Origin of the sequence: Cognatishimia activa (genome assembly GCF_026016445.1) — a bacterium.
GTDB classification, from domain to species: Bacteria; Pseudomonadota; Alphaproteobacteria; order Rhodobacterales; family Rhodobacteraceae; genus Cognatishimia; species Cognatishimia activa_B.
The window spans coordinates 857743-877645 of sequence record NZ_CP096147.1; the positions used below are offsets into that span (position 1 = coordinate 857743).

General features: G+C 55.4%; 17 protein-coding genes. 12 read left to right on the plus strand and 5 right to left on the minus strand.

The window, feature by feature from the left end; all coding sequences use genetic code 11:
* Positions 1-59: 59 nt before the first annotated feature.
* The 11 genes from M0D42_RS04155 to M0D42_RS04205 all read left to right on the plus strand — a co-directional run bounded on the left by M0D42_RS04155 (position 60) and on the right by M0D42_RS04205 (position 12483).
* The gene (locus M0D42_RS04155; RefSeq protein ID WP_265020347.1) at positions 60-308 is read left to right on the plus strand and encodes a DUF2484 family protein; all 249 of its coding nucleotides are present in this window, start codon (positions 60-62) and stop codon (positions 306-308) included.
* Positions 305-688 carry a hypothetical protein gene (locus M0D42_RS04160; protein ID WP_265020348.1) on the plus strand — a complete coding sequence of 128 codons (384 nt, stop codon included), beginning with the start codon at positions 305-307 and terminating at the stop codon, positions 686-688. The genes M0D42_RS04155 and M0D42_RS04160 overlap by 4 nt, the downstream gene beginning before the upstream one ends.
* Positions 688-1605, plus strand: a complete 918-nt coding sequence (murB, locus tag M0D42_RS04165; RefSeq protein WP_265020349.1) for a UDP-N-acetylmuramate dehydrogenase — start codon at positions 688-690, stop codon at positions 1603-1605. The genes M0D42_RS04160 and murB overlap by 1 nt, the downstream gene beginning before the upstream one ends.
* 160 nt (positions 1606-1765) lie before the next feature.
* The gene (locus M0D42_RS04170; RefSeq protein WP_265020350.1) at positions 1766-2680 is read left to right on the plus strand and encodes a D-alanine--D-alanine ligase; all 915 of its coding nucleotides are present in this window, start codon (positions 1766-1768) and stop codon (positions 2678-2680) included.
* Positions 2668-3537: a cell division protein FtsQ/DivIB gene (locus tag M0D42_RS04175; RefSeq protein ID WP_265020351.1), complete on the plus strand. Its 870-nt coding sequence runs from the start codon at positions 2668-2670 to the stop codon at positions 3535-3537. The genes M0D42_RS04170 and M0D42_RS04175 overlap by 13 nt, the downstream gene beginning before the upstream one ends.
* Positions 3537-4871 carry a cell division protein FtsA gene (ftsA, locus tag M0D42_RS04180; protein WP_265020352.1) on the plus strand — a complete coding sequence of 445 codons (1335 nt, stop codon included), beginning with the start codon at positions 3537-3539 and terminating at the stop codon, positions 4869-4871. The genes M0D42_RS04175 and ftsA overlap by 1 nt, the downstream gene beginning before the upstream one ends.
* 386 nt (positions 4872-5257) lie before the next feature.
* On the plus strand, positions 5258-6865 hold the full coding sequence (ftsZ, locus tag M0D42_RS04185; protein ID WP_265020353.1) for a cell division protein FtsZ: 1608 nt from the start codon (positions 5258-5260) through the stop codon (positions 6863-6865).
* 203 nt (positions 6866-7068) lie between these two features.
* Positions 7069-7992, plus strand: a complete 924-nt coding sequence (gene lpxC, locus M0D42_RS04190) for a UDP-3-O-acyl-N-acetylglucosamine deacetylase (protein ID WP_265020354.1) — start codon at positions 7069-7071, stop codon at positions 7990-7992.
* A gap of 105 nt (positions 7993-8097) precedes the next feature.
* Complete coding sequence (locus M0D42_RS04195; protein WP_265020355.1) at positions 8098-8955, plus strand: outer membrane protein assembly factor BamD; 858 nt, start codon at positions 8098-8100, stop codon at positions 8953-8955.
* Between the two features lie 24 nt (positions 8956-8979).
* Positions 8980-10629 carry a DNA repair protein RecN gene (gene recN / locus M0D42_RS04200; protein ID WP_265020356.1) on the plus strand — a complete coding sequence of 550 codons (1650 nt, stop codon included), beginning with the start codon at positions 8980-8982 and terminating at the stop codon, positions 10627-10629.
* A gap of 168 nt (positions 10630-10797) precedes the next feature.
* Entirely contained in the window at positions 10798-12483 is a 1686-nt protein-coding gene (locus tag M0D42_RS04205; RefSeq protein ID WP_265020357.1) for a chloride channel protein, read from the plus strand.
* 1 nt (position 12484) lies between these two features.
* Here M0D42_RS04205 and M0D42_RS04210 read toward each other — a convergent pair whose 3' ends face one another.
* The 5 genes from M0D42_RS04210 to cobS form a co-directional block, all read right to left on the minus strand.
* Entirely contained in the window at positions 12485-13666 is a 1182-nt protein-coding gene (locus M0D42_RS04210) for an MFS transporter (RefSeq protein WP_265020358.1), read from the minus strand.
* Positions 13667-13743: 77 nt separating this feature from the next.
* A complete protein-coding gene (locus M0D42_RS04215; RefSeq protein WP_265020359.1) occupies positions 13744-14088 on the minus strand; it encodes a DUF427 domain-containing protein in 345 nt (114 codons plus the stop codon).
* A gap of 64 nt (positions 14089-14152) precedes the next feature.
* The gene (locus tag M0D42_RS04220) at positions 14153-15949 is read right to left on the minus strand and encodes an aminopeptidase P family protein (protein WP_265020360.1); all 1797 of its coding nucleotides are present in this window, start codon (positions 15947-15949) and stop codon (positions 14153-14155) included.
* Positions 15950-16105: 156 nt separating this feature from the next.
* Positions 16106-17983, minus strand: coding sequence for a cobaltochelatase subunit CobT (gene cobT / locus M0D42_RS04225; protein WP_265020361.1), 1878 nt, complete (start codon positions 17981-17983; stop codon positions 16106-16108).
* A 157-nt stretch (positions 17984-18140) separates the two neighbouring features.
* Positions 18141-19127 (minus strand): cobaltochelatase subunit CobS, encoded by a 987-nt coding sequence (cobS, locus tag M0D42_RS04230; RefSeq protein ID WP_265020362.1) that lies wholly within the window; start codon positions 19125-19127, stop codon positions 18141-18143.
* Positions 19128-19428: 301 nt separating this feature from the next.
* Between cobS and msrB the strand changes: the two genes are divergently transcribed.
* Complete coding sequence (msrB, locus tag M0D42_RS04235) at positions 19429-19893, plus strand: peptide-methionine (R)-S-oxide reductase MsrB (protein ID WP_265020363.1); 465 nt, start codon at positions 19429-19431, stop codon at positions 19891-19893.
* The last annotated feature ends 10 nt before the right edge of the window (positions 19894-19903 follow it).

Here is a 19903-nt window from a genome sequence, read left to right on the forward strand (position 1 = left end):
ATTGCTGCTGCGACGCAGTCGAAGCCCAAAGCTCAACGGGTACGGGTGAAAGCCAAAAAATGAGCGGCTCGATCATAGCGGCGCTGGTTTGGATGATTGTGGTCAATCTTCGAGCCATGTTCCCAAGTAAAGACAATCACTGGAAATTTGCCTATGCGATGATCGCCGTAGGCTTACCTATACTGATCTGGGTCTACCTTGATCATGGTCTGCTGCTGGCTGGTGTGCTCCTTCTTGGGGCGATGTGGGTGATGCGTTGGCCGGTGATCTATCTGACCCGCTGGATTCGCCGTCAGGTCGGCCAATGACCCCGGATATTCTGCTGATCATTGGGGGCACTTTGGCCCTGATGTTGGCGGTTGCAGCCTTTGTTCTAACCCAAAAGAACGCTTGGAAAGCCATTTTACTTCTGGTCGCTCTATTTGGCGGCTTGAACATCGGGGCTTTTATCTGGTCTGAACTGCTTGGTGATCAGTGGAGCAGCTTCCGATTGTTCCTGTTCTGGATCGCGGCTCTGTTGCCCCCGCTTATCGGGATCGGTATTGGAACTCTGGTCGGAGCGCTGGTGAATTGGCGGATTTCAAAGGTTCGTCCAACCTACAAACGCCCAAGTCCAAAAGCGCCAGCGCCTGAAAAAAAGAAAACCAAGCGGCAAAAGCCGCCTCCGAAACCAAGGATCATCGATTAATGAGCACTCTGCCTGAGGTGCGAGGGAAACTAACCCCGAACCGCGATTTGTCTGATTTGACTTGGCTGCGTGTCGGTGGGCCTGCGGACTGGCTGTTTCAGCCTGCAGATATCGAAGATCTGCAGCAGTTTCTTGCGAGCCTCGAACCATCAGTTGATGTGTTCCCCATGGGCGTTGGCAGCAACTTGATCGTGCGTGACGGTGGGCTCCGTGCGGTGGTCATCCGTATGGGGCGGGGGTTCAACCAAATATCAGTCGATGGCAACCGTGTGACAGCGGGTGTTGCAGCGCTTGATGCGCATGTTGCACGCAAGGCGGCAGAGGCTGGTGTCGATCTGACATTCCTGCGAACCATTCCTGGTGCAATCGGCGGTGCGGTTTGCATGAATGCCGGCTGCTATGGCTCTTATATTGCTGATGTTTTTGTTTCTGCCAAAGTTGTGACGCGAAGCGGGGAGTTGGTGGAACTCTCCTCAAGCGATCTGAATTTCCAATATCGTCAGAGCGATCTGCCAGAAGGCTGGGTGCTGGTCGAGGCGACTTTTGAAGGCCCGATAGGCAACCCAGATGAATTGGCGGCGCGTATGCAACACCAGTTGGAAAAACGTGACGCCACACAGCCCACAAAAGAGCGTTCTGCTGGGAGTACATTCCGCAATCCAGCTGGTTTTTCCTCTACAGGTCGAGAGGATGATGTTCACGATCTAAAGGCTTGGAAAGTCATTGATAATGCTGGAATGCGCGGTGCCAAAATTGGCGGTGCGCAGATGAGCGAGAAGCACTCAAACTTCATGATAAACGCTGGTGGCGCAACTGCCGCAGATTTGGAAAACCTTGGCGAAGAAGTGCGAAAAAAGGTTTTCGAGAATAGCGGAATAACGTTAGAGTGGGAAATCAAACGGGTCGGCGAATTTTAACCGATCGGTGACGAAACTCGGCGAGAAATGACTGGGTTCGCAAAAATTTAAAATGGTGGTGGGAACCGGAGAACCGATCTGCTAAGCCATCAAAAAATGCCCAAAAGGGCGAAATAACAAAGGCCGAAAACGGCTGATAATTTGAGGCACTGGAGTGGGTATGTCGAGCAGGGCAACCCCGAAAGTAGCGGTACTGATGGGTGGGCTCTCGGCCGAACGCGAGGTGTCCATGTCCTCAGGGCACGAATGTGCCGCTGCGTTGAGGGAAGGTGGATTTGACGTTGTAGAAGTGATCGCTGATCGCGGCCTGGCGTCTGAACTGCAGAAAATCAAACCGGATGTTGTTTTTAACGCCCTTCATGGTCGCTGGGGTGAAGATGGTTGTGTGCAGGGCATGCTGGAATGGCTGGGCATCCCATACACGCATTCCGGTGTTCTTGCCTCCTCTCTCGCTATGGACAAAGAGCGCACCAAAGCAGCTTATCGCGCGGCTGGTCTGCCGATCGCTGACAGCGTTGTCGCTAACCGCAAAGACATTGAAGATCGCCATATGATGGCGCCACCCTACGTGGTGAAGCCGTATAACGAAGGCTCTTCTGTTGGCATTTATATTGTGCATGAGGCCGCGAACGGTACGCCGAAGCTGGCAGATGACATGCCTGATGAGCTCATGGTTGAGAAATACGTCTCTGGCCGTGAGCTGACCGCGAGCGTGCTGGGTGACAAGGCTTTAACTGTCACGGACATCATCACCGATGGTTGGTACGACTACGACGCCAAATATAAAGAGGGCGGCTCTCGCCACGAAGTTCCGGCCAATATTCCTCAAGAGATTTTTGATGCCTGCATGGATTATGCACTGCGGGCACATAAGGTGCTGGGGTGTAAAGGGCTGAGCCGCACGGATTTCCGCTGGGATGAAGCTAAGGGCCTCGCAGGGCTCATTCTGCTTGAAACCAACACGCAGCCCGGCATGACGCCGACATCTCTAAGCCCGGAGCAGGCGGCAGAATGTGGCATGTCCTTTCCGGACCTGTGCCGCTGGTTGGTGGAGGATGCCTCATGCAACAGGTGAACCAACGCCCTGATCCAGCCCCATCACGCCTGTCATATCGCTATGAGCGGCTGATGCTGACACCCCTGTTCCGCTTCGGAATGCGGGTTGTTTTGCCTTTCAGTGCCGCCGCTTTGGTCACGGCTGTTTGGTTCTCTGATCAGGATCGCCGCGATAACGTGAATATGGTCATCGACGATATCCGCACCAGCATTGTCGAACGCCCTGAGTTCATGGTTCAGGCCATGTCTATTGAAGGCGCAAGCGCTGGGGTTGGCGATGACATTCGTGAAATCCTTCCTGTCGATTTCCCGGTTAGCAGCTTTGATCTTGATCTCGATGAGATGAAAAAGACCGTCGATGGTCTTTCTCCGGTCAAATCAGCAACGCTGCGCGTGAAGCCCGGCGGCGTGTTGCAGGTGATCGTTGAAGAGCGGACGCCCGTTATCCTGTGGCGTATGCCTGATGGGCTGCATCTGGTGGATTCCGAGGGCTTCGTTGTCGCCGAGGGCACGCAGCGTGACCTGCATCCCAAGCTGCCGATCATGGCAGGCGAGGGGGCGGAGCGCGAAACCACTGAAGCGATGCAATTGCTGCAGGCGGCAGGACCGCTGACGGATAGAATGCGCGGGCTTGTGCGCGTGGGTGAGCGCCGCTGGGATCTGGTTCTGGATCGTGATCAACGTATCATGCTGCCAGAACGCGGGGCCGTGCAGGCGCTGGAGCGGGTTGTGGCGCTCAGCCAAGTCCAAGAAATGCTGCAACGCGATTTAAGCGTTGTCGATATGCGCCTGGGTGACAGGCCAACAATAAGAATAGCGGAACGTTCGGTTGAGGCCTGGTGGCGCATCCGAGAAATTCGAGTGGGGCATGAGTAATGTTTGAGTTGTACCAATCCCAGCGCGCCATGCGCGCGATGCGCAAAGCCGCGATGCAACGCGGTGTTGTGGCGGTTCTGGATGTGGGGACATCCAAGATCGCCTGTTTGGTGTTGCGATTTGACGGCGTGGATCATCTGGCGGAGGTCGAGGGCATCGGCTCTTTGGCTGGTCAAAGTGGTTTCCGGGTGATCGGCGCGGCTTCCACGAAATCCCGCGGTGTGAAGTTCGGCGAGATCTCGGCGATGGGCGAAACTGAACGCGCGATCCGCACCGCTGTTCAGGCCGCTCAGAAAATGGCCCAGATCCGTGTGGATCACGTGATTGCCTGTTTCTCAGGCGCTGAGCCGCGTTCTTATGGTCTCGATGGCCGGATCGAACTCGAAGACAATATGGTCACCGAGCAAGACGTGGCTCGTGTTTTGGCAAACTGCGATGTGCCGGCCTATGGTGACGGTCGCGAAGTGTTGCACGCCCATCCCGTGAACTTTGCCCTCGATGCGCGCTCTGGTCTTGCAGATCCACGTGGCCAGATGGGTCAGCAGCTCGCCTGCGACATGCATATGCTGACTGTCGACGCCAATGTCGTGGCCAATGTCGCACATTGTGTGAAACGCTGTGATCTGGAACTCGCAGGGATAGCCAACTCAGCCTATGTGTCGGGGCTTGCGGCCTTGGTGGAGGACGAGCAAGAGTTGGGCGCGGCCTGTATCGATATGGGTGGCGGGTCCACCAGCATCTCGATCTTTATGAAGAAACACATGATCTACGCCGACAGCGTTCGTATGGGCGGTGATCACGTGACAGGTGATATCTCCATGGCGCTGCAGGTGCCCAAAGCCAATGCTGAACGCATTAAGACCTTCTATGGCGGTGTGCACGCGACTGGGATTGATGATCGCGAGATGATCGAAATAGGTGGCGACACAGGCGATTGGGAACATGACCGCCGCACCGTCAGCCGCGCAGAGCTGATCGGCATCATTCGCCCACGCGTCGAGGAAATTCTTGAAGAAACCCGTGCCCGTCTGGATGCGGCTGGGTTCGAACACCTGCCGAGTCAGAAAATCGTGCTGACCGGGGCCGCGAGCCAAATTCCGGGACTTGATACGCTGGCGAGCCGCATTCTGGGCCAGCAGGTCCGTCTGGGGCGCCCAATGCGTGTGCATGGCCTGCCGCAGGCAACAACGGGTCCGGGCTTCAGCGCAGCCGTCGGCATGTGCCTCTTTGCGACCCGACCACAGGATGAATGCTGGGACTTTGACCTGCCGGTTGAACGGCAGGGGGTGAAGTCCTTCCGGCGCGCTGTGCGCTGGTTCAAAGCCAATTGGTGATCGGTTAACGACTGGTTGCGCCAAGAAAGAGATAAAGGAGAGCTTGCCGTCGACAGCTCAAAAATAATCGTTTAGGGTAGGGCGCAAGCGTCGAAACAGACGCACCACGGCAGACCGAGCAGTTTGCCCGAATTGACAGAATGAGTCGCCCGCTCGCATGAGGAATCCTGCGGGCAAGACGCTTTTGTTGTGTCTCTACCTTTCAATTTCCCCAATATCTGCTGCAATCGGCGAAATGCCGCGAATTGTGGCAAAATTCTGGCCATATTTTGTGGGTCATGACGCTTTTTGGCGTGACGGTCCCTGTGGATATCGCTAGTATTGGGCACGAGTAGACGAAAAACACGCGCCGAATGGTGTGGAAATAACGACAGGCGGACGCTCTTATGGCTTTGAACTTGACCTTCCCTGAGCAGGAAGATTTGAAACCCCGTATTACGGTTTTTGGTGTAGGTGGTGCCGGTGGCAACGCGGTCAACAATATGATCGCGAAGGAACTGGAGGGCGTTGAGTTTGTCGTCGCCAACACAGACGCGCAAGCGCTGCAACAAAACCAATCTCAATCTCGTGTCCAGCTTGGTGTGAAAGTCACCGAAGGTCTGGGTGCAGGTGCACGCCCAGCGGTGGGGGCCGCAGCGGCAGAAGAAAGCATCGAACAGATTGTAGACCATCTGGCTGGCGCACACATGTGCTTCATAACAGCAGGTATGGGCGGTGGCACCGGGACAGGTGCAGCGCCGATCATCGCACAGGCAGCACGTGAATTGGGAGTACTTACTGTTGGTGTCGTGACCAAACCGTTCCAGTTTGAAGGTGCAAAGCGGATGCGCCAGGCCGAAGCAGGTGTTGAAGCCCTGCAGAAGGTCGTGGACACGCTGATCATCATTCCGAACCAGAACCTCTTCCGTCTGGCGAATGAGAAAACCACATTCACCGAAGCCTTCGCCATGGCAGACGATGTTCTGTACCAAGGTGTGAAAGGCGTGACCGACCTGATGGTTCGCCCAGGTCTTATCAACCTCGACTTTGCTGACGTTCGCGCCGTGATGGACGAAATGGGCAAAGCGATGATGGGTACCGGCGAAGCAACCGGCGAAGATCGCGCGGTTCAGGCGGCAGAGAAGGCGATTGCCAACCCACTGCTGGACGAGATCTCCCTGCGCGGTGCAAACGGTGTTCTCATCAACATCACTGGTGGCCACGACCTCACCCTGTTCGAGCTGGACGAAGCGGCAAACCGCATTCGTGAAGAAGTCGATCCAGACGCGAACATCATCGTGGGTTCCACTCTGGACACCGATCTGGAAGGCGGTATGCGCGTTTCCGTTGTTGCGACAGGCATCGACGCCTCCACAGTGCAATCCGATATCCCAGTGCCACGTCGTTCTCTGAAAGAGCCGCTAAAGCCTGCGGCCATTGAAGAGCCAGCAGCTCCGGTCGCAGAAGAAGCACCTGCAGTTGAAGAAGCACCCGTTGCAGCCATGACAGAAGAAGAGCCAAGCCTCTTTGGTGACATGGGAACACAGCAAGCAGCTTCTGAAGAGCAAATGGAAGATATCTTTGAAGACCCAGCACCAATTGCTGCACAAGATGATCTGCCACCGCCGGCATACCAGCCTCGCGTTGCTCAGTTCCAACCACGTGTTGACGAATATGAAGAAGAGGCTGAGGCCGCATTTGTAGCGCCTAAAGCGCCGGCTCCAGGCACACCTTCTCCAGAAGCACTGGCACGTCTGCGCACAGCGGTCAGCAAAGCGCCAGCAGCGCCTCAGCCACGTCAGCAAGTTGTCGCAGATGAACCGATGGTTGCAGAAGAGAAGCCACGCTTTGGCATTAACTCTCTGATCAACCGCATGACAGGCAGCGGTCAAGAAGCGGCGGCACCACAGCCTTCGCGCCAGCAGCCGAACCTGCAAGCGGCGCCTGCGCCAGCGGAAGATCCAGAGCAAGAACGCATCGAAATCCCAGCGTTCCTGCGCCGCCAGGCCAACTAATTCCTACAGAATTTCTGAAAAGAGCCGCTCAATTGAGCGGCTCTTTTTTTGTTTAAAATCAGCACTTTCCCGCTTCTTTGGCAAGGAACCGCCCAGCTGAAACCAACATGTTTCAGTCCGTTACAATCTTTGAGTTGAGCATTTGGACTCCACCGCATAGGGCTATTGTGCGCTTTCATAGGCGTGTTGCTATGGGGACATCTTTGCAAAATACTGTCAAATCCACGATCCGTTTTTCCGGAATTGGGCTGCATACGGGGCAACCTGTTCGGATGGAGATCGAACCGGCGTCTGCGGGTTATGGGATTTGGTTTCAGCGCACAGATGTTCTGGAAGGTGACCAGATGGTTCCGGCGCGCTGGGATGTGGTTGAGCAATCCCCGCTTTGCACCAAGATCAAGAACTCTGATGGCGTATCGGTTTCAACGATTGAACACATCATGGCGGCACTGGCTGGCTGTGGCGTACACAACGCGCTGATCAGAATTGATGGCCCAGAAGTGCCGATTATGGATGGCAGCAGTGCTGCATTTGTCAAAACCATCCTGTCTCGCGGGCTCACCGAATTGGCAAGCCCGATCCGCGCGATCAAAGTATTGAAGTCAGTGCGCGTTGAACGCGAAGACGCCTGGGCAGAAATTCATCCGTCGGAAAACTTGGAAATCGATTTTCAGATCGATTTTGCCGATGAGGCCATCGGGTCTCAACATCGCAAGTTGAACATGGCAAACGGCACCTTTGTGCGTGAGCTATGCGATTGCCGCACCTTCTGTAGCCAAGCAGATGTGGATGCGATGTTGGCAAATGGTCTCGCCCTTGGTGGTGTCGCGGGTGAAAATGCCGTTGTATTCGACGGTGCGAAAGTCCAGTCCGGCAAAGGCCTGCGCCGCACAGATGAGCCTGTGCGTCATAAAATGCTCGATGCTTTGGGTGATCTTTATACGGCTGGCCTGCCAATTCTGGGCCGCTATGTGGGGCATCGTTCAGGCCACGCCATGACCAACAAGCTGCTGCGTGCACTTTTGAGTGATCCGGACGCCTTTGTTATTGTAGAATGTTCCGGTGATACTGCGGCGCGTCTGCCGGGTGTCGGCGCAAATATGTCCGAAATGCCAGCTGTCGCTTAAGCATTTCGTGAAAACCCACCAAAGCCATTTTGCCCTACAAAAATCTATGCTAACAGCAGTGGGAACAAACCCAACTTGGGCACTTATTCAAGAAGGTTGAGCAGAATGGCGCGTCGCGACTCTCGTAAGATTGTAGTTGCAGCTCTCTTATCAGCAGCGGTTCTCGCAGGCTGTGGAGGCGGCGGAGGCAATCAACCGTTGTTTGGCGCGGAAGTCCCGTTGGAAAACTACACTGCTGAGCAAATCTTTGGCCGTGGTGAGTTTGAACTCGAACGCAATAAGGCGGACGATGCAGCCTTCTACTTCGCAGAAGTCGAACGTCTCTACCCGTATTCAGAATGGGCCAAACGCGCGTTGATCATGCAGGCTTATTCCTATCATCAGGATACGGACTACGAAAACAGCCGCTCTGCTGCGCAGCGCTACATCGATTTCTATCCGCTGGATGATGATGCAGCCTATGCGCAGTATCTTTTGGCGCTCAGCTATTATGACCAAATCGACGAAGTGGGCCGCGACCAGGGGCTGACGTTCTTGGCATTGCAGTCGTTGCGCAAGGTTATTGAGACCTATCCAGACAGCGAATATGCCCGTTCCTCGGTTTTGAAATTCGATCTGGCCTTTGATCATCTTGCGGCCAAAGAAATGGAAATTGGTCGTTATTATCTGAAACGCGATCAATTTGCGGCCTCTGTGAACCGCTTCCGTGTGGTCGTAGAGGACTTCCAAACCACAACCCACACGCCAGAAGCGCTGCATCGTCTGGTCGAAGCCTATCTTTCCTTGGGGCTGACAGACGAAGCCCAAACCGCAGGCGCGATCTTGGGGCACAACTTCCGCTCAACAGAGTGGTATGAAGACAGCTTCCAGCTTCTGACCAACAACGGCCTGAAGCCGCGCGCCAGAGGTGACGGTTGGCTGGCGTCGATTTATCGTCAGACCATCAAAGGCAAATGGCTATAAGCCCGCTGGACAGGTAGACGCCTGATGCTGCGTGCCCTCGAAATTCGCGATCTTCTGATCATTGACCACCTGGAGTTGGATTTTCAGGCGGGATTGAACGTCCTGACCGGGGAAACCGGTGCTGGTAAGTCGATCTTGCTGGATTCCCTTGGATTTGTGCTGGGTTGGCGTGGGCGCGCTGAACTTGTGCGCTCTGGCGCTGATCAGGGCGAAGTTGTTGCGGAGTTCCATCTGCCAGAAAGCCATCCAGCTCATGCCATTCTTGATGAAGCTGGGCTACCAGGTGGAGAAGAGCTGATCCTGCGGCGGGTCAATCGCAAAGATGGCCGCAAGACAGCCTGGGTTAATGACCGGCGCTGTTCTGGTGAAGTGCTACGCGCTTTGTCTGAAACTCTGATTGAATTGCACGGACAGCACGATGACCGCGGGTTGCTTGACACCAAAGGGCATCGGGCCCTGCTTGATCAATTCGGTGACCTTTCCGGCTTGATTTCTGAAACGCGTGCTCGTTGGTCAGAACTCAGCAAGGCTCGAAAGACCCTGCGCGCTGCCGAGGAGTCCCTAAAGGCTGTGCAGGAAGAAGAAGAGTTTCTGAGGCATGCTGTCAAAGAACTCGACGCGCTTGATCCGCAATCGGGTGAGGAGGGGGAGCTCGACTCCCGCCGTCGTCTGATGCAGGCGGCTGAGAAGGTGAAAGAAGACGTTGGCCGTGCCCACGCCGCGATGGGGTATGACGGCGCTGAAGGTGCTTTGGGTGACGCGCTGCGCTGGCTAGAAGGGGCAGGCGAAGCCGTAGGGGATCAACTGGATGAGCCGCTAACCGCGCTTGGTCGTGCGCTGTCAGAACTCGGAGATGCGATCTCTGGCGTTGAACGTTGTATGGATGCGCTGGATTTCAATCCGCTGGAGCTTGAACAGACCGAAGAACGTCTTTTTGCGATCCGGGGCCTGGCACGGAAACACAATATTGTGCCAGACGAGCTAGGAACCTTTGCCGAAGAACTGCGTGGCAAGATGGTTGCGTTGGATGCCGGTGAAGGTGAAATCGCCGCTTTGAAACAGGCCGTGAGCGCGGCGGAAAAGGCCTATGGCGCGGCTGCCAACACGCTCACCGAAGCGCGCCGGAAGGCTGCTTTACGCCTTGATAAGGCTGTCATGGCTGAACTCGCGCCGCTGAAAATGGAACGCGCCGTTTTCACCACACAGATCGACAAGGAAACTGCAGGCCCAGAAGGCGTGGATGCGGTGTCGTTTACTGTGGCCACCAACCCGGGCGCGCCATCTGGTCCGTTGGCAAAGATCGCTTCTGGTGGCGAACTCAGCCGGTTCTTGCTGGCGTTGAAGGTCTGCCTGACCTCTGAAGATCGCAACACGACGATGATCTTTGATGAGATCGACCGGGGTGTTGGCGGGGCCACCGCTGATGCAGTGGGCCGGAGACTTTCGTCTCTCGCAGAAGGTGGCCAGATTCTTGTTGTGACGCATAGCCCTCAGGTTGCCGCTCTGGGAGCACACCATTGGCGCGTCCAAAAAGACGTCAATGATGGGATCACGCTTTCGACGGTGGTTTCTTTGGATACAGGCGAGCGTGTCGACGAAATCGCGCGCATGATTTCTGGCGATAAGGTCACCGATCAGGCACGCAGCGCGGCTAAGGCGTTGTTGAATGGGTAGTCCGGGCTTCAGCCCGGCTGCGTAAACCTCTCAAAAGCCGGGCTGAAGCCCGGCCTACAGGCCATTTTTTCAGCTTCGTCATAAGAAGTGATGAAACCAAGCCATCCAAGGCTTTTCTCTGACTGAACAAGCGCTTAATGCTGGGGCTTAATCTGCTTACGGAACGCCATGGCACATCCGCTCGGATCCTTTCTGGTTGATAGCGCACGACAAGCCGCTCGTGCCTTCCGTGGTGGCTGGAAAATTCTGATCACCAGAGGGCCAAGCAAGTTCCAATTCTGGTTGATTGCCTTGCTGGTTGGGGTCGCTTCGGGTTTTGCTGCGCTTTTGTTCCGAAAGGCCATCGAATGGCTTCAGAGTACGATTTACGGCACAGAGAACATCAACCGGCTGCATAGTTTCGCAGAAACGCTGCCTTGGTACTGGATCTTATTCATCCCCATCGCAGGCGGGTTGGTTGTCGGTCTTCTGCTGGATCGCTTTTCCAAAGATGCCCGTGCACAAGGCCCTGCAGATGTCATTGAAGGTGCTGCGATCAACAATGGCCGTGTCAGCATCAAAGAAGGGCTGGTCTCTGCCGTTGCCTCTTTGATCACACTCAGTTCTGGTGGTTCAACAGGACGCGAAGGGCCCGTCGTGCATATGGCAGCGGTGATCTCTACATGGGTCAGCGAGAAAATTCAGGCCAACGGTATCACTGGGCGAGATCTCTTGGGCTGCGCTGTGGCCGCTGCCGTTTCTGCCTCCTTTAACGCACCGATTGCCGGGGCGCTCTTTGCTCTTGAAGTTGTTCTACGCCACTTTGCCGTTCATGCCTTTGCCCCCATCGTGATTGCCTCTGTGGCGGGCACGGTTATCAACCGGCTTGAATTTGGCAATGTCACCGAATTTGTCCTGCCCGTCAGCTCAATCGCGTTTTTCCAGGAACTGCCGGCCTTCCTGCTATTGGGAGGTTTGTGTGGTTTTGTCGCCGTTGCCCTGATGTGGACAATCTTCTGGGCCGAAGATATCGGCAATCAGATCATGACCTATACGCCGCTGAAACGCTGGATGCGCCCGGTTGTGTCTGGCGCGATGCTGGGTGTTTTGGCGATAGGTTACCCACACATCATTGGCGTGGGATATGAAACCACCTCTGCCGCGCTGACTGGCGAACTCCTGATGCATGAGGCGATTGTCTTTGTTGTTCTGAAAATCATCGCGGTTGCTGTCACAATGGCTGGCCGGATGGGCGGCGGGGTCTTCTCCCCGGCATTGATGATAGGTGCATTAACAGGACTGGCCTTTGGATTGATCGCTACCTCGATCTTTCCAGAGGTCTCAGGCTCCCATACGCTCTACGCCCTTGCGGGTATGGGAGGCGTTGCTGCTGCGGTTCTGGGGGCGCCGATATCGACCACTTTGATTGTCTTTGAGCTCACAGGCGACTGGCAGACTGGTCTTGCAGTGATGGTCACGGTCTCTATCTCAACCGCTCTTGGTTCGCGGCTAGTGGATCGGTCGTTTTTCCTCACGCAGCTTGAGCGCCGCGGCGTGCATGTCGCAGCAGGCCCGCAGGCCTACCTGCTTGGCACCTGCCATGTGTCCAAACTCATGCGGGACATCGACCCTGACCATGGGGCAACCGATGCTGCTTGCTGGGCGCTGATTGAACGCGGGATTTACACCAATGCAAATGCTACGCTGGAAGGGCTGATGCCGATGTTTGACGATCCAAGCATTCGCTTTGTCCCTGTGGTACGTCTACGCGGTGAAGGCGAAGGGCCAGAGCTTTTGGGTGTGGTGCATGATGTAGATGCCTTTAAAGCTTATAACAAAGCGTTGGCAGAAATCGCGGCGGAAGAGCACTCGTGAATTAAGCTGTTACGCGCCCACGTGTTCGACGCAGATGCGCGAGCCAAAGATGCGCGACAAACGCGGCTCCGTAACACCCAATTAACATCACGTAGATGCTGGTGACGCCAAACCCGCTAAGCAGAGCAAACATCAAAGGTGTCCCCACCAAATTGCCAAGGTTACCCATCTGAGACATGGCCCCATTGGCCAGTGCCTGAGATTTCGCGGACGGATTGAGTTGAGGGATGCTCGCAAAACTTGCCGATTGCACCAGCCCCATAAAGGCAAACATGCCGATGAACATCCATCCAGACAGCGGCAACCATAGCCCGGTCATTGCAAATGCCAAGGCACCAATCAGACCGATCTGGACCACCACGATTGCCGGCAAATAGCGCAGCAACATGGCATTCAGCGTGAAGGAAGAGACAATGCTGGCAATCGGCATGAACGGCACAAGTACTGCCCTTTCAAACTCAGTCAGCATCGGTGGAACGACAGTCATCACCGAAACGAAAGTACAGGTGTAAAACAGCCAGCCCGCAGCAGGGGCGAATTCATAGGGTGAGCTATAGGCTTTCCAATGGCGTCGCAGAAGGTCTGTGAGTTTCGGAAATGTTTCGCGCTGTGCAGCCCCCTTGGGCAGGAACAGCATGACCAGTATGGCAAAGATCAACAAATAGATTGCATGCGCACCAAAGAGAGCAGCTGACCCAAAACTGTTAATCAATACCGGTCCAATGGCCGCGGTCAGTGCATAGCCTACGCCAAAGAACGCGCTCCATAATGTCATCGCCAGATTGCGCCAATTTGCCGGAGCCACAAGGGCCATAAGCGTCGGTGCCGCGACAACAATCGCGAGGTGTGAAAGCCCTTCGAGCAGCCGTGTCAGCAGGAAGACTTTGAGCTCAGGCAATAAAGTTTGCACAGCAGATAGGGTCGCTCCGAGGAACAAGGCCCACATCAGCATCCGGCGAAAACCATAGGAGGCCACCAGAAGCCCTGCGACCAATCCCAGCAAAACTCCGAGGACACTGATCGAAGACAACAGGAGCCCGAGTGCTGTGTCTGACCCCTCATAAATCTCTTGAAGCGCTGGAAAACTAACCGTCACCTTCGCAAATTGCATCGAGGCACCCAACCCAGCACCCCAGAGTATGAGGATCAACAGAAAAGGAGAAACAGGGCGGTCTTGGGGCACAGGGTCACTCAGCGAATGGGGCTTAAAACAAAAAACGGGGCCAGTTGGCCCCGCATGATTGTTGCATGTTCAGGGCGTCAAAGCTGTTCGATCGCGACTTCATCGCTGGCGTAGAAAGCCAGATGGTCTTTGATGCGCGCCACGTCTTCCTTTGGATCCGTATAGGACCAGACAGCATTTTTGATGGTTTTGCTTTTGGTCACAATCGAAAAATAGCTGGCATCGCCTTTGTGTGGGCAGTGAGAGCTGTGATCGCTTTCATCAAGAAAGGCCATCGCGATGTCTTCGCGTGGGAAGTAGATCACCGGTGGATGATCGCCCTCAGTCAATTCCAACGCGTTCGCGGTCTCGCCAAGGACAGCACCGCCAGCTCGCACGGACCATTTCCCCGGAGCCTTGCGGACTGTAATATAGCTGTTCATGTCTTTCTCCTCGATCCTCAATAGTCTTAACGCCCTAAAACAGGGCGACTGTTACAAGAATATGTCAAATCGGTTGTGTCGCTTGCGACAACCAATCCAGGGTCTCCGGTTGGATGCGCGGCGAAAGCCGTTCGAAACACTCTTTATGGTAGGTATTCAGCCAATCCCGCTCGTCTTGGGTCAGCATGTCTGGGACGATCAGGCGCCTGTCTATCGGCGCATAGGTCAACGTGCGGAACTGCAGCATCTGCCGGTGATCGTCGCCACCTTCCAGTGATGGAGCTTCCTCTACCACAACTAAATTTTCAATGCGAATACCAAATTGACCCGGTTTGTAATAGCCTGGTTCGTTCGAAAGGATCATGCCTGGTTCTAGCGGCACATGGCTGACTTTGCTCAGGCGTTGTGGGCCTTCGTGTACACTAAGATAAACCCCAACCCCGTGACCCAAACCATGGTCGAAATCCAGCCCAGCGAGCCACAACGGGCGGCGGCCGAAGGCCTCAATGTCGCGCCCCGCAAGGCCTTTTGGCCACCGCAGTTGTGAGACATTGATCATGCCTTTCAACACCAGTGTGAAGGCGCGTTTTTCTTCATCTCCCACGGGACCAATGGCCAGAGTGCGCGTGATATCTGTGGTGCCATCGGCATATTGCCCACCACTGTCGACCACCATGATCTCGCCGCTTTGCAGGGTACGTGCGGTGTCATGAGTGACACGGTAATGGATCACTGCCCCATGTGGGCCAGCGCCAACAATTGAGTCAAAGCTGATATCTTTCAATTGGTTGGTTGCCGTCCGGCAAGCCTCAAGATACTTCGCAACTTCGATTTCAGAAATGCCGCTTTCGCTGTTGTCGTCAAACCATGAGAGGAAATTGGCCACCGCAGCCCCATCACGCAGATGCGCTTCGGTGGTGCCCGCTAACTCCTTGGCATTTTTGCGTGCTTTTGGCAGCGCGCAGGGTTCAGCGCCATAGTCAATTGTTGTGCCAGCAGCGGTGAGAACCGATGCTACCGCCATCGGGGCGGTGGATTTATCAAGGCGCACGGAACCAGACAGAGCTTTCAACTGGTCGATTAATTCATCAGGCGCATGAACTTCAATGTCTGATTCAAAGTGATCTGCAAGGTCTGCGCACTTCGCGGGATCAATAAACAGCGCTACACGTCCATCGGCATGAAGGATCGCAAAAGCCTGCACAACCGGATTTTTGGGAATGTCTGCGCCGCGGATATTCAGAAGCCAGCAAATACTGTCTGGCAGGGTGATAACAGCAGCAGATGCGCCCGTCGCAGCAATATCGGCACCCAGTCGCTTGCGTTTGACTGCATGGCTTTCACCTGCAAATTCAACAGCTTGTGCGAAAGCCTTAGCGTTGGGCGCATCCGGTTGATCATCCCAAACCGCATCCACTAAATTCTCGACGGGTTGCAGTGTAATGCCTTTGTCAGCAAACACCTCGGTCAGATGCTCGACCTGTTCCACTGTGTGGAGCCAGGGATCGAACCCCAAAATGCCTGAGCCAAGGTTCTCAAGAACCCATTCGCCAAGCTGCACTTCGGGCCAGTCGACCGGCGTAAACACATCTGCCACCTGTTGGCGCACCTGCAGGCGATAGCGGCCATCCACAAAGACACCGGCCTTGTCCTTCAAAACGCAGGCAAACCCGGCAGAGCCCGTAAATCCTGTCAACCAAGACAGACGCTCGTCTCGCGCCGCCACATATTCCCCCTGATGGGCATCTGCACGCGGAACCAGAAAGCCGTCTACGCCGGCCCCAGCCATGGCAGTGCGCAGGGCTTTCAGGCGGGCAGGGCCGTGGGATGGATCAGCAGTGGAGTCAAAAGACTGAAACATAAGTCGCTCACCAGTTTTGAATGTTAGCGATAGAGGTATCGACCTGATGCCAAAGCGTCTAGCCCAATCCCGGCACGCGCATGAAAAACGCGCCGGTGACGTCGCGGCGGGAATCGGAAATATCAGAAAGGCGCAACGGAAGACCCGCCGCTTTGTCTAGCCTTTACGAATGCCCATCACGCGCGCACGTGCACGTGGATCACTGTCAAACAGGCTCGCCAATTGCTCGGTCATGGCACCGGCCAATTGCTCAACATCAGTGATAGTGACAGCGCGCTCATAGTAGCGCGTCACATCGTGACCAATACCAATTGCCAACAGCTCAACCTGCTTGCGCTTTTCCACCATGGCGATCACGTCACGCAGGTGTTTTTCCAGGTAATTCGCCGGGTTAACGGACAAAGTTGAATCATCCACCGGCGCACCATCTGAAATCACCATCAGAATTTTGCGCGCTTCTGGGCGGCCGATCATCCGGCGATGCGCCCATTCCAGCGCCTCCCCGTCGATGTTTTCCTTCAACAGGCCTTCTTTCATCATCAGACCCAGATTTGGGCGAGACCGGCGCCAAGGGGCATCGGCTGACTTATAGATGATATGGCGCAGGTCATTCAGACGCCCCGGCTGCTGCGGGCGACCATCTGCCAGCCATTGCTCGCGGCTTTGCCCACCTTTCCAGGCGCGTGTTGTAAAGCCGAGGATTTCAACTTTTACAGAGCAGCGCTCCAGCGTTCGGGCCAGAACATCGGCGCAGATTGCAGCAATCGAGATCGGACGACCGCGCATCGAACCAGAGTTATCCAATAAGAGCGTTACAACAGTGTCACGGAACTCGGTGTCTTGCTCGACCTTGAAGGACAGAGGCGTTGTTGGGTTGGCTACAACCCGCGCCAGGCGACCGGCATCCAGAATGCCTTCTTCCTGATCGAACGACCAGCTGCGGTTCTGCTGCGCCTGCAGGCGGCGCTGCAGCTTGTTGGCTAAGCGGCTCACTGCACCCTTCAGCGGCTCCAGCTGTTGATCGAGGTAAGCGCGTAGGCGCTCCAGCTCGGCCTGTTCCGCCAGCTCTTCGGCCATGATCTCTTCGTCAAACTCGGTGTTGAAGACCTGATAGTCGGGATCAGCATCGGAAATCGGCTGCGGGGCAGGTGGCTCCAGAGGGGCCTCCCCATCCGGCATCTCTGCCTCATCCGCCATCTCCTCATCGGACATATCGTCCATGGTGACCTGCGCTTCAGAGCTGTCCTGCTGCTCTTCCTGAGAACTCTCAGGCGTCGCATCCGTGTTCTCTTCTTCGCTGTCGTCCTGACCTTGAGAATCCGGGTCGTTTTCTTCGTCCGGCTGCTCCTCGGCTTCATCCTGTTGATCTTCGTTCAGATCATCAGGGTCATCACCTAGCTGATCGCCGTATCCCAGCTCATCAATGATCTGACGCGCGAATTTCGCAAACTTCGCCTGATCTGACAGCATGTCTTGCAGATCTTCGAGCGTATCGCCAGCGTTCTGTTCAATAAAGCCACGCCATAGGTTCATGACATTTGACGCTGCAGGCGGCAGATCGCGCCCGGTTGCCAAATGACGGATCAAATAGTTTGCCGCCATATCCAGTGGCGCATCAGCCGCCGCTGTGATCTTGTCGAACTTACGCCCCAGCGCTTCGTTTTCGATTTTGGCGTCAATATTGACGGCGGTGCCCGGCATGTCGCGCGCACCCATGGCTTCGCAGCGCGCGATCTCCATGGATTCAAACAGCTGCCGTGCCATGCTGCCGCGCGGAGGCGCATATTTATTAAACGTATTGTCGTTGTGGTAACGGCGGTGCAGGGCGAGACTGTCAGCCGTTCCACGCGCAAGCATCACCTCATCGCGGGTCATGCGACGAGAAATCTGTGGCAGGCGCATCTGATCACCGGACAGACCAGAAGGATCAACGGTGTAGGTCACCGCTAATTCCGGATCATGCGCCATAACTTTGGTCGCTTCGGCCAGTGCCTTCTTAAACGGATCGGCCGGGTTATCAGATGGTTTTGACATTCCGCCTTATTCCTTCGTGCCTCAGCGCTCTCGCTCCCCAGATGCGAAAGAGCTTACAACGAACGGTCAGGGCGACGCCCGTCCCGCGGGTGGGTGCAAAGCGCCCGCCCATGGGGGCGGGTCGGGCGCTGCCCGGTCTGGCGACCGGGCGAAAGCCTTAGCCGATGCTCATGCTCGCCGCAGATTCCGGCAGTTCTTCGTCAAACAGACGCTGATAGAACTCTGCCACGGTCTGGCGTTCAAGTTCATCACATTTGTTCAAGAAAGTCAGACGGAAGGCATAGCCCACATCGCGGAAGATCTCAGAGTTCTGCGCCCAGTTGATCACGGTGCGCGGCGACATCACAGTAGAAAGATCACCATTCATGAAAGCGGTCCGGGTCAGGTCCGCCACGGTCACCATCTGACGCACGGTCTTGCGGCCGGCCTCGGTGTTGTAATGAGGCGCCTTCGACAGGATAATATTGGTCTCAGCATCGATGCTCAGGTAGTTGAGTGTGCTGACCAGAGACCAGCGGTCCATCTGCGCTTGGTTGATCTGCTGGGTACCGTGGTAAAGACCAGTGGTGTCACCCAGACCCACAGTGTTCGCGGTCGCAAACAGGCGGAAATGTGGGTGCGGGGTGATGATCTCGTTCTGATCCAGAAGTGTCAGCTTACCGTCTGTTTCCAGAACACGCTGGATCACAAACATCACGTCCGCGCGGCCTGCATCGTATTCGTCAAAGACGATCGCAACCGGGTTACGCAGCGCCCATGGAAGGATGCCTTCGTGGAATTCAGTGACCTGTTTACCGTCCTTCAGCTTGATCGCGTCTTTACCGATCAGGTCGATCCGGCTGATGTGGCTATCAAGGTTCACACGCACAGATGGCCAGTTCAGGCGCGCTGCAACCTGTTCGATGTGCGTGGATTTACCTGTGCCGTGGTAACCCTGGATCATAACACGACGGTTGTGGCTAAAGCCTGCCAGAATGGCCAGCGTGGTGTCTGGGTCAAACTTGTAGGTCGGATCAATCGGAGGCACGCGGTCGGTGCGCTCTGCAAAGCCCTTGACCTTCATGTCGGTGTCGATGCCAAACACCTCACGGACCGAAATCTCTTCGGTTGGTGTTGCGTTGATGTCTGTCATGCCGTCAGCCATGGCGCGGAATCCTTCTGTTCGCTACGCGTCGCGCGTCTTGTCTCCGTTCGCGGCCACAATATCGTTGGCTTGCCGGAGGGAAAGGGCAAAAGCGCCGTATCACCCCTTTACCACGCAAAAAATGACCGATTTTATGTTGGTGGACTCATAAGCAAATTTGATTGGCTTGTCGAGAATGAGACTTTAGGTCTCAAAAATGATAGGCAGTGCTGCATTCATCACAGGGATGTGACGCACGCATTCTTGAAAAGCCCGCGAGCTCTCTAGATCATCACCCTATCACAAGTTGAAGGATAGAATGATGAAAAGGCGTGAGATTTTATTGGGATCGGTGGCCCTGGGGCTTGTCGGATCTGGGCCAGCGGCGGCCGCTGGCGATTTTGAAATCACACGCAGCAAGGCGGAATGGAAAGCGATGCTGACCCCGTTGCAGTATAAAGTCATGCGCGAACATGGGACCGAGCGCGCCTTTTCCTCTCCGCTCGATAAAAACTATGAAAAAGGTGTTTATCACTGCCGTGGCTGCGACCTGAAACTCTATTCTTCCAAGCATAAATACGACAGCGGCACCGGTTGGCCAAGCTTCTACAAATCGCTGTCAAATGCTGTTGGTACGCAGCCTGATCGTTTGCTCTTGCGCGTCCGCACTGAAGTTCACTGCCGCCGATGTGGTAGCCACTTGGGGCATATCTTTGATGATGGTCCGAAGCCCACAGGCAAACGTCACTGCCTGAACGGGGTTTCGCTGGTTTTCAAAGCGGCATAAGGCAGCAACC

Bases quoted from the DNA above. Each gene is read 5' to 3' on its own strand.
- M0D42_RS04155 (WP_265020347.1), top strand. From the start codon at position 60: ATGAGCGGCTCGATCATAGCGGCGCTGGTTTGGATGATTGTGGTCAAT.
- M0D42_RS04160 (WP_265020348.1), top strand. From the start codon at position 305: ATGACCCCGGATATTCTGCTGATCATTGGGGGCACTTTGGCCCTGATG.
- murB (WP_265020349.1), top strand. From the start codon at position 688: ATGAGCACTCTGCCTGAGGTGCGAGGGAAACTAACCCCGAACCGCGAT.
- M0D42_RS04170 (WP_265020350.1), top strand. From the start codon at position 1,766: ATGTCGAGCAGGGCAACCCCGAAAGTAGCGGTACTGATGGGTGGGCTC.
- M0D42_RS04175 (WP_265020351.1), top strand. From the start codon at position 2,668: ATGCAACAGGTGAACCAACGCCCTGATCCAGCCCCATCACGCCTGTCA.
- ftsA (WP_265020352.1), top strand. From the start codon at position 3,537: ATGTTTGAGTTGTACCAATCCCAGCGCGCCATGCGCGCGATGCGCAAA.
- ftsZ (WP_265020353.1), top strand. From the start codon at position 5,258: ATGGCTTTGAACTTGACCTTCCCTGAGCAGGAAGATTTGAAACCCCGT.
- M0D42_RS04195 (WP_265020355.1), top strand. From the start codon at position 8,098: ATGGCGCGTCGCGACTCTCGTAAGATTGTAGTTGCAGCTCTCTTATCA.
- recN (WP_265020356.1), top strand. From the start codon at position 8,980: ATGCTGCGTGCCCTCGAAATTCGCGATCTTCTGATCATTGACCACCTG.
- M0D42_RS04205 (WP_265020357.1), top strand. From the start codon at position 10,798: ATGGCACATCCGCTCGGATCCTTTCTGGTTGATAGCGCACGACAAGCC.
- M0D42_RS04215 (WP_265020359.1), bottom strand. From the start codon at position 14,088: ATGAACAGCTATATTACAGTCCGCAAGGCTCCGGGGAAATGGTCCGTG.
- M0D42_RS04220 (WP_265020360.1), bottom strand. From the start codon at position 15,949: ATGTTTCAGTCTTTTGACTCCACTGCTGATCCATCCCACGGCCCTGCC.
- cobT (WP_265020361.1), bottom strand. From the start codon at position 17,983: ATGTCAAAACCATCTGATAACCCGGCCGATCCGTTTAAGAAGGCACTG.
- cobS (WP_265020362.1), bottom strand. From the start codon at position 19,127: ATGGCTGACGGCATGACAGACATCAACGCAACACCAACCGAAGAGATT.
- msrB (WP_265020363.1), top strand. From the start codon at position 19,429: ATGAAAAGGCGTGAGATTTTATTGGGATCGGTGGCCCTGGGGCTTGTC.